Here is a 12777-nt window from a genome sequence, read left to right on the forward strand (position 1 = left end):
GCTCTCTGACGACCCGCCTCCCGCCGACCCGCTTCTCCGCGACCCGCGCGGGCGAACCGCCCCATCCGCCCGCGCGGGTACGCACGAGGTCGGAGTGGGTACCGCTGGTAAAGAACGCGCAGCGGTGCGTGACGGTGCCTTGGGCGGCGGGGCGGGGTCGGTCGACGACCCGGTGCCCGCCGGGTGGCCGACCGGCAGGGGGTGACCGGTATGGATGCGACCGGCGGCGAGGTGGCGATCACGGGCGGCACCGGCTTTCTCGGGGTGCGGCTCGTCCGCGAGCTGCTCGACCGGGGGCGCCGGCTGGTGCTGCTCGCGCACGCCGGCTCGCCCGACGCGCTCGACCGGGTCCGGCGCTTCCTCACCGTGACCGGCGCCGGCCCGGCGCTGATCGCGGACCTCCCGCGTCGGCTCCGGGTCGTCGAGGTGGACGTCGCGCAGCCCGCGCTCGGCCTCGACGCCCGGGCGTTCCGCGAGCTGGCCGAGGACGTCCACGCGGTGTGGCACAGCGCGGCGGACACCGCGCTCGCCGGCGATCCCGGTCAGCTGCACCGCGCCAATGTCGACGGCACCAGGCACGTGCTCGACCTGGTCACCGCCGGGCCGCACCGCCCGGCGCTGTTCCACGTCAGCACCGCCTTCGTGGCCGGCGCGCGTTCCGCCCGGGTCGTCTACGAGGACGACCTGGACGCGTCGGAGGGCTTCGAGAACGCCTACGAGCGGTCGAAGCACGACGCCGAGGTCCTCGTGCGGGAGTGGGCGGCCCGGCACGGCCGGTCGGCGGTGGTGTTCCGCCCGAGCCTGCTGCTCACCGACCTCCCGCCGGGCCCCGATCTCCCACCGCACACCCTGGACGTGGTCGCGCGGTCCGTCATGATGATCGTCTCGATGGCCGCCGAGGTCACGCTCACCCCCGCCGAGCTGGACGGCGCCACGCGCCCGACGGTGCGGATGGTCGCCGACCCGCTGGCGCGACTCAACGTGATGGCGGTGGAGGACGCGGCCCGCGACATGGCGCGGATAGCCGACCACCCGCAGCCCGCCGGCGTCGCGACCTACCAGATCGTCGGCGACACCGAGGTCACGCTGCCGGAGATCATCGACCTGTTCGAGGGCTTCTTCCCCGCGCACCTGGTCGCCGTCCCGGAGCCGCCCGCGGACCAGACGCGCGTCGAGCGGATGGTCGACCTGCTGCCGGGCTTCTCCTCCTATCTGCGCCACCGGCACACCTTCGACGACACCCGGGCCCGGACCGTCCTCGGGGAGCGGCCGGGCGGCCGGCGGATCGACCGCGACTACCTGCTCGCCGCGCTCGGCGTCGGCGACCTCGTCGAGCCCGGACTGGCCGACGCCCGGCCGTCCACCGCGACCGGCGACGGGCTGGAGGCGCTGGCCCGGGCCCGGGCGGAACGTGAGCGGCGGACCGCCCGCGAGCCGGTCCCGGGGCCGTCCCGGTGACCACCGTCCCGGTGGCCGCCGTCCCGACGACCGCGGGCGCGCCCGCCGAGGCCGGGCTGGTCTGGATCCCCGGCCCGTACCCGGCCGTGTTCGACCGGCCGGGACTGCTCGACTGCGCCCGCCGGATCAGGCAGCCCGTACACGTGCTGTCGGCCCCGGGCCGCGGGCTGGGCGCCGGGCTGGGCGGGCAGGTAGCCGGTCGGGGGCCGGCCACGGCCACGGTCGTCGGGATGCTGCCGCCGGTGTACCCGGAGTGGCTCGGCGACCGGACGTTCACCCGGGCGCACCAGGTCCGCTTCCCCTACATCGCCGGCGAGATGGCGACCGGCATCGCCACCACCGACCTGGTGATCGCCATGGCGCGGGCGGACATGCTCGGCTTCTTCGGGTCCGGCGGCCTGCCCCTCGAGCGGGTCGAGCAGGCGGTGACCACCCTGGCCCGCGCGCTCGGCGGCCGTCCCAACTGGGGAGTCAACCTGCTGCACTCCCCGGGCGACGCACGCCTGGAGAACGGCGCCGCCGAGATGCTGCTGCGTCACGGCGTCCCGTGCGTGTCGGCCTCGGCGTTCATGACCCTCACCCCGGCGGTGGTGCGGTGCGCGGCCGCCGGGCTGCGGCGCGCGCCCGACGGCAGCGTCGTGCGCCGGACCAGGGTCTTCGCGAAGATCTCCCGCCCGGAGGTCGCCGAGCTGTTCATGTCGCCGCCACCCGCGCCGCTGCTGCACGCGCTGGTGGACGCCGGCCAGCTCAGCGCCGAGGAGGCCGAGCTCGCGGCCGGGCTGCCCGTCGCCGAGGACATCACCGTCGAGGCGGACAGCGCCGGGCACACCGACCGACGTCCGCTGGCCGTGCTGCTGCCGGCGGTGCAGGCCGTGCGGGACAGGGTGGTCGAGCGGTTCGGGCTGCGCACCATCCCCCGGATCGGCGCGGCCGGTGGCCTGGGCACGCCGCGGGGCGTCGCGGCGGCGTTCGCGCTCGGCGCCGCCTACGTGCTGACCGGGTCGGTGAACCAGCTCAGCGTCGAGTCGGGCCAGTCCGACGACGCCAAGGCGATGCTCGCCGGCGCGGACATCGCCGACGTGGCGATGGCGCCCGCGGCCGACATGTTCGAGCTCGGGGCGAAGGTGCAGGTCCTGCACCGGGGCACCATGTTCGCGAACCGGGCGGGACTGCTCTACGAGGCGTACCGCCGGCACGGGGGCCTCGACGACATCGTCGGCGCCGAGCGGGCGAAGCTCGAACGGGACGTCTTCGGCCTGGCCCTGGACGACGTCTGGCGGTCCACGGCCGAGTACTGGCAGACCCGCGACCCCGGCCAGCTCACCCGCGCGCAGAACGACCCCAAGCACCGGATGGCGCTGGTGTTCCGCTGGTACCTGGGCAACTCGGGCCGGTGGGCGCTGGCCGGCGACGGCAGCCGGCGCACCGACTACCAGATCTGGTGCGGCCCGGCGATGGGGGCGTTCAACCGCTGGGTCGCCGGCAGCTTCCTCGCCGAGCCCGCCAACCGCACGGTCGTGCAGATCGCGCTGAACCTGCTGGAGGGCGCCGCCGTGGTGACCCGGGCCCACCAGTTCCGCACCTGCGGGCTTCCGGTGGGCGAGCCGGTGTTCCCGCCACGGCGCCTCGCGCCCGAACCCAGCTGAGCCTCGCGCCCGCGACGAGAGGAGCACACCAGACATGACAACCACCACCGCGGCGCGGACGTCGCCGCAGGTGCCTGTGGCCGTCGTCGGCGTCGGCGCGATCATGCCGGGCTCGACCGACGCGCCCGGGTTCTGGGACTCGATCCTGCGTGGCGAGGACCTGATCACCGACGTCCCGCGCTCCCACTGGCTTCCTGAGGACTACTACGACCCCGATCCGTCCTTGCTCGACAAGACCTACGTGCGCCGCGGGTCGTTCCTGCCGCTCGTCGACTTCGACCCGACCGAGTTCGGCATCCCGCCGAGCATCATCCCCGCCACCGACACCGCCCAGCTGTTCGCGCTCAAGGTGGCCGACCAGACGCTGCGCGACGCCCTCGGCGACCGCTACGAGCAGGCGGACCGCGGCCGGTTCGGGATCATCCTCGGCAGCGGCAACCTGGAGCTCCTCAGCGAGATCTACATCCGGCTCGGCCGGCCGATGTGGTACCGCTCGCTGCGCGACCTCGGGTTCTCCCACCCGGACGCGGACCACATCTGCGACTACATGATGAAGGACTATCCGCGCTGGCAGGAGGCGACGCTGCCCGGCGGCCTCGGCAACATCGTCGCCGGGCGGGTCGCCAACCGGCTCGACCTGCACGGTGTGAACTACACGGTGGACGCCGCCTGTGCCAGCTCGCTCGCGGCCGTCTCCGCAGCCGTCAACGAGCTCGCCCTCGGCCGCGCCGACATGATCATCTCGGGTGGCGTCGACGCCCTGAACAACCCGTGCACCTTCGTCAGCTTCTGTCGGACGCCCGCCCTCTCGCCCACCCAGGACTGCCGTCCCTTCGCCGCCGACGCCGACGGCACGCTGCTCGGCGAGGGCGTGGCGATGGTCGCCCTCAAACGGCTCGCCGACGCCGAACGCGACGGCGACCGGATCTACGCGGTGATCAGGGGCATCGGCGCGTCCTCGGACGGCCACGGCTCCGCGATCTACGCCCCGACCCCGGGCGGCCAGATCCGGGCGCTGCACGCCGCCTACCTCGACGCCGGCTACAGCCCCGCGACCGTCGAGCTCATCGAGGCGCACGGCACCGGCACCGTGGTCGGCGACCGCACGGAGGTCACCGCGCTGACCGAGGTCTTCGGGGACGCCCGGGCCGGCGACCACCGCTGGTGCGCGCTCGGGTCGGTGAAATCGCAGGTCGGGCACACCAAGTCGGCGGCCGGCGCGGCCGGCCTGATCAAGACGGTCCTCGCGCTGCACCACCGGGCGCTGCCCCCGACGATCAAGGTGACCGAGCCGAACCCCGACCTCGGCCTGGAGACCAGCCCCTTCTACCTGAACACGGCGGGACGCCCGTGGGCCGAGCCCGCGGACCACCCACGCCGGGCCTCGGTCTCCAGCTTCGGGTTCGGCGGGATCAACTTCCACATCGCGCTGGAGGAGGCACCGCGGTCGCCGGCCCCGACGACGGCCGGCGCGCCACTGGCCGCCGGGACACTGTCGCGCTCCGTCGTGGACGGGTCCGTCGCGAACGACGACGGGTCCGTCGCGAACGACGCGGCGCCGGGTGGGGCCGGGCGCGTCGAAGCGGCCGGGCCGGCGGCGGCGGGCAGTGAGCTCGTGCTGTTCAGCGGCGCGGACGGGCCGGAGATCCTCGCCGCGCTGCGCGCGATCGACCTGCCGGACGAGGACGACCGGTCCCTCGACTCCGGTCGCACGGCGGCGCTCGCCTGGGCCAGCCAGCGTTCCTTCGACCCCGGCCAGCCGGTCCGGCTCGCCGTCGCCGCCGCCGGCACCCGGCAGCTCGCGGCCCGGCTCGACCAGGCGGCCGCGCTGGTGGCGCGCCGCCCCGACGAGTCGTTCACGAACCCGCTCGGCGTCCACTACCAGGTCGACGCGGGCCGGCCCGCCGGCGACGCCGGCGACCGGCTGGCGTTCCTCTTTCCCGGGCAGGGCAGCCAGTACCTCGGGATGGGCCGGGACCTGGCGCTGCGCCATCCCGCCGCGCGCCGGGTGTGGGACCGGTTCGGTGCCCTGCGGTTCGGCGCCGACACGGACACCGGCACCGGCACCGGGGCTGCCGCCGGGGCCGCTGCCCGCGCGGGCACCGTCGCCGACACGGTGTTCCCGCCGCCGGTGTTCGACGAATCAGAGCTCGCCGCCCAGCGGGACGCGCTCACCGCGTCCGAATGGGCGCAGCCGGCACTCGCGGTGCACGAGCTCGCCCTGCTCGAGATCCTCACCGACGTCGGCGTGCGGCCCCGCGCCGCCGCCGGGCACAGCTTCGGGGAACTGGCCGCGCTGTGCGCCGCGGGCGTTCTGGACGCCGCGTCCCTGGTCGCGCTCGCGCGCCGCCGGGGGGAGCTCGTCCGCGACGCCGCCGCGGCGGCACCCGGCGGGATGCTCGCCGCCGGGGCGACGCCCGCCGAGGTCACCGCCGCCCTCGGCGCCCCCGAGCCCGGCGCCGGCGGGGCCACCCAGGGCGAGCTGGGCCAGGACGTCTGGATGACCAATCTGAACGCGCCGCGGCAGGTCGTCCTCTCCGGGACGCCGGACGGCGTGGTCGCCGCCGCCCGACGGCTCGCCGCCGCGGGGATCACCACCCGCCGGCTCGACACGGCCGCCGGGTTCCACAGCCCCCTGCTCGACGGCGCGCGAGACCCACTGCGCCGCTTCGTCGACGAGCTCGAGATCCGGGCCCCGCGGTTCGCGGTCTACGCGGGAGAGGACGGACGTCCCTACCCGGACGACCCGAGGGCCGTCCGGGAGCGCGTCGTCGACCAGCTCACCACCCCGGTCCGCTTCGTCGACCAGATCGAGGCCCTGTACGCCGACGGCCTGCGGACCTTCGTCGAGGTCGGCCCCGGGGGCACGCTCACCGGCCTGGTCGACCAGATTCTCGACGGGCGGGAGCACGCGGCGATCAGCCTGGAACGCCGCGGCCAGGACGGCGACGCGACGCTGATGTCGGCACTGGGACGGCTGGCCGTCCTGGGCCTGGATCTCGACCTCGACCGCCTGTGGGCGGCCCGGGGCGCACCCGAGCGACGGGAGCCGGTGATGACCGTGAAGATCGACGGGTCGAACTACGGGCGCTACTACCCGTCGCCCGAGCTGCTGGCCGCCCCGGCCGCCCCGGACACGTCCGGGAACGCCCACTCGTCCAACGGCTTCGTCTGGAACGAGCCCGACAGCGGACGTCCGCAGGCCCGGTCGAACGGGCAGGTGACCTCCGCGCCGAACGGACAGGTGCCTTCCGCCTCCAACGGGCACGCGCCCTCCGCCGCCTCCGGGGCTGGTCCCGAAGCCGTCGAAGCCATGGCGCCACCCGACGGTGACACTCCCGAGGTGATGACCGCGGCCCCCTTCGCCGGCCCGACGCCGGCTTTCGAGTCGGCACCGACACCGGGCCCCGCGGCGGGACCCGCCTCGGACCCTGCCCCGGATCCCGCCGTGGGGCCGACGGCCGCCCCGCCGGAGCCCGCCGTGGCGCCGGAGTCGGTGGCTCCGCCGGCGCTGGCCGCCGGCCCGGACGAGCCGCTCCGGCTGGCGGCCGGGTGGGCGGGAGCGGTCGAGCGGACCCACCGGCAGACCGCCGCGGCCCACACCACCTACCAGCGGCTCATGACCGAGACGCACCTGGAGTTCCTGCGCATGACCGGCGCGGTGTGCTCCTGGCTGGCCGGCGCACCGGCCGACGACGGCCCCGCCAGCAACCCGCGGGTCGTGGACGCCGTGAGCTTCGGACCGGCCGGCGCGCCCACGCCGCCCGCGGTCGCGCCACCACCGGCTGAACCGCGCGGCCCGGCCGCGGCCACCGCCTTCGCCGGCCCGGCAGCGCCTCCGACGTCGTCACCGGCTGAGCCGCCTCCTCCGGCACCGGCACCGGCACCGGCGATGCCGCCCGCGCCGGCGGCCGGGGCCGCGCCGACCGGTGGATCCGCGCCGGTCGTCGCGCCTGAGCCGGTCGTCGGATCCGCGGCTGCCGGTGGGCCCGCGCCTGCCGACGGGGCTGTGCCAGGTGGCGGGGCTGTGCCAGGCGGCGGATCCACGCCAGGTGACGGATCCACGAACGGGCCGGCGCCGGCCGGGATGACCCCGGAAGAGGTGACAGACCTCCTGTTCGACGTGGTCTCGGAGCGCACGGGATACCCGAAGGAGGTTCTCAACACCGACATGGAGCTCGAGGGCGATCTCGGCATCGACTCGCTCAAGAAGGTCGAGATCCTCTCCGCGCTGCGGCAGCAGGTCGGCGACGTCGTGGTCGACGTCAGCGAGACTGACGCGATCGCCGAGCTCGCCTCGCTGCGCACCCTCGGCGAGGTCGTGGAACTGATCCGGCAGCGCCTGGGCGCACCGGGCGGCGATACCGCCCCCGACGCCGACCCGGAGCCACCCGGCACCGGCGGCACCGCCGCGCCGGGTGCCGGCCCGGACTCACCTGGTGCCGGCCCCGGGCTGGCCTCCACCGTCCCCGGGACGGCCGGTGGTGCCCCCTTTCGCCTGAGCAGGTTCGTCGCCGGCCTCGAGAAGGCGCCGGCACCCGGCCTGGCCATGCGTGGCCTGCGCGGGCGTCCGCTGGCTGTCGTCGACGGCGGCAGTGGCGTCGGCACGGCCCTGGTGGACGAGCTCACCCACGCGGGCGTCGCCGCCGAGCTCGCGGTGGGCGGGCGGCCCGCGGCCGGTCTCACCCGCGACCGCGGCGGTGTGGTCCTGCTCGGCGGCCTTACCGGCCCGGACGCCGACGCCCGCGCGATGCTCGCGGTCCAGCGGGACGCCTTCGACTGGGCCCGTGCTGTCGCGGGTTCCGGCCTCACCGAGGACGCCGACCCGGGCGGCCGGGGCGCGGCCGTGTTCGTCACGGTGCAGGACACCGGTGGTGATCTCGGGCTCCGTGGGGCGTCAGGCGACCGGGCGTGGCTGGGCGGTCTGGCCGCGCTCGCCAGCACCGCGGCCGCCGAGTGGCCGTCGGTCGCGGTGAAGGCCCTCGACTGCGAGCGCGCCGGTCGGTCGCCGACCGCGCTCGCCGCCGCCGTCGCCGCCGAACTGCTGCGCGGGGGCGACTCGCCCGTCGTGGCACTGCGCGCCGACGGGACGAGGCTGGTCCCGGTCGTGCTCCCCGCGGACGAAGAGCCGGCCGGGGACGCGGCCGCAGCCACCGGCGCGGTCGGAGCCGCGGCCGCGGACGAGTCAGCGGGTGGCACTCGCGCCACGCTGGAGATCGGCTCGGAGACGGTGATCGCCGTGACCGGCGGGGCCCGCGGGGTGACGGCCGCCGGCGTCGTCGAGCTGGCGCGCCGGCACCGGCCCCGGCTCGTCCTGCTGGGCCGGACGGAGCTGACCGACGAGCCGCCGGGGCTGGCGGAGGCGGGCGACGAGCCGGCGCTCGTCCGTGCGCTGGCCCGGGCGTCGGGCACCGCGGGCGGGCCGGCGCGGCTGCGGGCGCGGGCCCGGGAGATCCTCGCGGTCCGGGAGGTCCGAGCCACGCTCGCCACCCTGGCCGAGATCGGCGCGCCCGTCCGCTACCACTGCCTGGACGTCCGCGACTCCGGCGCCGTCGCGGCCGCGTTCGACGAGGCGCGGCGCGAGTGGGGGCCCGTGCACGGGCTCGTCCACGGCGCCGGGGCCCTCGCGGACCGGCTGATCGTCGACAAGACCGACGACGACTTCGCCCGGGTCTTCGACACCAAGGTCGGTGGGCTGCGCGTCCTGCTCGAGGAGCTCGCCGGCGACCCGCTGCGGCTGCTCTGCCTGTTCACCTCGGTCGCCGGGTGGTTCGGCAACCCGGGCCAGAGCGACTACGCGATGGCCAACGCCACCCTCGACCACGTGGGCTCGGCCTACCAGGCCGCTCATCCCGACTGCCTGGTCCGGTCGATCGCCTGGGGACCGTGGGCCGGCGGCATGGTCGGCTCACTGCTCGCCGAGGCGTTCACCCGGCGCGGCATCCCACCGATCCCGCTGCCCCGCGGGGCGCAGGCGTTCGCCGACGAGCTGACGGGCGCACCGGACGGCGCCCCCGCCACGAACGCCGGGGCCACCCGCGTCATGATCGCCAGCTGTGACGCGAGCGTGATCGGCGGGGCCGGCCGGGGCCGGACCGCGGGCGTCCTCGGTGAGCTCGCGGTGCGCGCGGGCGCGCAGCCCTGGCTCGTCGACCACAGCCCGGCCGGGACGGCCGTCCTCCCGCTGGCGATGGCGCTCGACTGGCTGGCCCGCGGCGCGCTCGTGCTGAGCCCCGCCGTCGCCGCCGGCGTGACGCTGAGGGACCTGCGGGTCCTGCGCAAGATCGCGCTGCCCGAGCTGGCCCGCGGCGGCCACCGGTTCGCCGTCGTCGCGGCGCCGGGCCGCCAGCCGGGGGAGACCCTGCTCCGGGTGGACGGCGAGGGCGGCGTGCCGCACTACTCCGCCAGGTTCGGGCCCGCCGGGTCCGGGCCCGAACAGTCGCCGCCGGCGTCCGGTGAGCGGTGGCCGACGCCCGCCGGCCTGGTGGACCATCCCGAGGAGTCGGCCCGCCACCGCGACCGCATCTACGGCCAGGACGCCCTCTTCCACGGCCCGCGCTTCCACGCGATCACCTGGCTGATGGGCATGTCACCCGACGGTGCCGAGGGGACCGTGGTCGGCGTCGACGAGCTGGCCTGGGGCGGCGCCGACTGGTACTTCGACGTCGCCGCGCTCGACGGCGGGATGCAGCTCGCCGGCCTCTGGGCGTGGCGGGCGCTCGGCGGCGCCATTCCCATCGCCGTCCGCGAGTGCCGGATCCACCGGCCCGGCCTGCTGCGCGAGCCGGCGCGCGGGGTGGTGCACGCCCGCGGGATCGACGGCGTCCACGCCCACTGCGACGTCGCGGTGCTCGACGGCGACGGCGCCCCGCGCATCGAGCTGCTCGGCGTCGAACTGGTCCTGCGCCCCGACCGCATGTCCCGCGCCCGCTGACCCCGGGATGGGGATCGGACCCGGGGTCAGCTGGCCCACCGAGCCGATGCGAGTTGTCGCAGCCGCTCCATTCGGCCGGCTTGGCAACTCGCTTCGGCGTGGCCCGAACGTCCCCTACTCGATCACCCGCAGGGTGGACGGGACGTCCATCCTGCGCACCCGGCGGGCGGACAGCAGAGGGGCGACGGCGACCGCGACGACTCCCAGCAGCAGGGTGGTCAGCAGGGTGGGAACCGACAGCACGGCCCGGATTCCCAGGTCGGGCAGGGTGTCGGCGAGCAGGACCTCGACGCTCCAGCGCAGCGTCCAGTAGCCGGCCACCAGGCCGATCAGGGTCCCGAGCAGGCCGATCAGCGCGCTCTCGGCGACGGCGAGCGCCAGCACCCGGCCCGGTGCCAGCCCGAAGGCGAGCATCGTCGCCTGTTCCCGGCGGCGCTCGTCCATCGAGATGCTCATCGCGTTGTAGGCGATCAGCAGGGCGAGCAGGAGCACCGCGATCTCGGCGATCCGCAGGATGCCGACGAACGTGCGCAACAGCGCCCGGATCTCCTCGATGCTCCCCGTCGCGGGGACGACGGAGCCGACCCCGGGGACGGCCGCGAGCGCGCGCATCGCCTCGACCTGGTTGTAACCGGGCGCGGGCAGGACGGTCAGCACGTTCGTCAGGCCGGTGAGGCCGAAGGAGCCGGCGTCGGCGGCGTCGAGGAAGGCCACCGAGCGGACCGGGAAGCTGTGGATGCCGGCGACGCGCAGCGGGGTGTCGACCGTCCGGTAGCCGTCCCCGGCCCGGCGTGGATGGCGCAGCACGACCGTCCCGCCGACGCCCACGCCCAGGTCGTGGGCGGCCTTGGCGGCGAGCAGCAGGCCGCCCGTCGTGCTGCCCTCGGTGACGGAGGGCGACCAGACGCGGTTGTCGACGTCCAGGATGTAGGTCAGGGTGTCGATCGGCTGGCGTGGTGTCGACCCGGGCGGGCCGAGCAGCCTGGTGGGCAGGGCGAGCGTGGCGTCGGAGCCGCGGACCGCCGGTGAGCCGGTGACGGCGGTGACGGTGGGTGAGGTGACGGGCTGCACCGACGGCAGCGTCACCCGCAGCCGGTCGGGGCTGGTGGATGTCAGTTCCGCCTCGGCGGCGTTGGTCGTCCGGGTGAAGGTGTCGAGCTGGCCGGTGAACACCACCTGCGCCGTGATCGCCGCGGCGATCCCCAGGGCGGTGAGCAGCATCCGCCGCGGCGCGCGCGCCAGGTTGCGCGCCGGCATCCGGGTCAGGCTCCCCCCGGGCAACGGGAACCCGCGTCTCCGGTCCCGGCCGCCCCCGCGGCCGTCGCCGTGGCTGTGGCCCCGGAGCCGCCGCGGGCCGCCGCGGGGCCGGCTGGAACCGGAGATGGCCGACGCGTGGATCGCCCGCACCGGCTCGACCCGCACCGCCCGCCACACCGGGTGGACCGCCGCGACCAGCGGCAGCAGCAGCCCGACGACCGCGGCGCGGGCGAACACCCCGGCCTGGAAGCCGGTGCGCCAGTCCGGCAGCGGCCACACGTCGCGCAGCATCGCGCCCATCGCGGCGGTGATGATCATTCCCGTGACCAGTCCGGCGAGGACCCCGAGGATCCCGATCTGCAGCCCCAGCAGCAACGGCCGCAACGCCAGCAGCCGGGACGGCACCCCGAGCGCCATGCCGATGCCGATCTCCCGGCGCTGCGTGTCCACCACCCGTCCCACCAGGTTGAACGCGGCGAACATGGCGCCGACCAGGACGAGTAGCGCCAGCGCGTTCCACAGCGCCTGGTTGCTCTCGATCGAGTCGTACATGATCTGCCGGGACGCGATGTCGTCGCGGTTGGTGATCGTGGTGCTCACCCCGGGGAGCCGTTCGGCGACGGCCGCGGTGAGCTGGCGCTGGAGGGTCGCGACGTCGGTCCCGGGCCGCGCGGTGAGGACGAGGTCGTTGACCGCCCCCGGTTCGCCGGCGAGGTTCTGCGCGGTCTCCAGTGAGGTGTAGAGCACGCCGAAGCCCGCCTGGGTGATCAGCCCGGGTTGCTCGCCGGGCAGCACGAAGTACTCCGGTGACTGTCCCTCGCCGACGTAGTCGATCGCGCGGTCCCCGCTGATCCGGACCGTGCCGGTCGAGGGCAGGTGGTTGGCCCGGGCGAAGCCGTGATCCAGCACGCCGACGGGCCGCCCGCGGTCGGCCGGGGTGAGCGCCCGGCCGGCGGCGTTTGAGATCCCGTCCACCGCGACCCCGTCCACGAGCGGGCGCGCGGTCAGGTCGACGCCGACGACCTCGCCGCGGACGAGCACGTCCGGGTGCCCCGGCCGGCCCGTCTCGATCTCGGTGGGGAACAGCAGGCGCTCCGCGCTCGCCGCCACGGCGGCCGGGTCGGGCAGGGCCGCGACGACGTCGCGCAGCCGCCCCCGCGGCACCGTGGCGCCCGCGTCCACGCTGATCCGCAGGTCGTGCACGTGCAGGCCGGCGAAGCTGGCGTCGTAGGACTCGTGGCGCCAGCGTGACGTGCTGGTCAGGCCGGCGTAGAGGCCGGTCCCCTCGCCGATGACGGCGGCGAGCGCCACCACCAGCAGCAGCCGCGCCCGCAGGTCACGCCACGACCACCGCAGCCACAGCCGGGCCGAGCCCGCGCCGCCCCGGCCCGGCCCGCCGTCATCCCCGGCGGCCGCGCCGCGCCGGCCGCCACCGGGCGCCGCGCCCCGGCCGCCGTTCCCGTTGCCGGGTGTCACGCGGTG

General features: G+C 76.0%; 4 protein-coding genes. 3 read left to right on the top strand and 1 reads right to left on the bottom strand.

The annotated features are described in order from the left end of the window. Nucleotides 1–210: 210 nt before the first annotated feature. The 3 genes from B056_RS0113935 to B056_RS0113945 are packed head-to-tail and all read left to right on the top strand — an operon-like array spanning nucleotide 211 to nucleotide 10038. The gene (locus B056_RS0113935) at nucleotides 211–1458 is read left to right on the top strand and encodes an SDR family oxidoreductase (RefSeq protein WP_035751471.1); all 1248 of its coding nucleotides are present in this window, start codon (nucleotides 211–213) and stop codon (nucleotides 1456–1458) included. A 56-nt stretch (nucleotides 1459–1514) separates the two neighbouring features. Next, complete coding sequence (locus tag B056_RS0113940; RefSeq protein WP_035751472.1) at nucleotides 1515–3104, top strand: PfaD family polyunsaturated fatty acid/polyketide biosynthesis protein; 1590 nt, start codon at nucleotides 1515–1517, stop codon at nucleotides 3102–3104. Nucleotides 3105–3138: 34 nt separating this feature from the next. Further along, nucleotides 3139–10038 carry a type I polyketide synthase gene (locus tag B056_RS0113945; protein WP_018502487.1) on the top strand — a complete coding sequence of 2300 codons (6900 nt, stop codon included), beginning with the start codon at nucleotides 3139–3141 and terminating at the stop codon, nucleotides 10036–10038. A gap of 114 nt (nucleotides 10039–10152) precedes the next feature. Here B056_RS0113945 and B056_RS0113950 read toward each other — a convergent pair whose 3' ends face one another. After that, nucleotides 10153–12771: an ABC transporter permease gene (locus tag B056_RS0113950; RefSeq protein WP_230202990.1), complete on the bottom strand. Its 2619-nt coding sequence runs from the start codon at nucleotides 12769–12771 to the stop codon at nucleotides 10153–10155. Nucleotides 12772–12777: the final 6 nt, after the last annotated feature.

This window comes from Parafrankia discariae (assembly GCF_000373365.1).
Taxonomy (GTDB): domain Bacteria; phylum Actinomycetota; class Actinomycetes; order Frankiales; family Frankiaceae; genus Parafrankia; species Parafrankia discariae.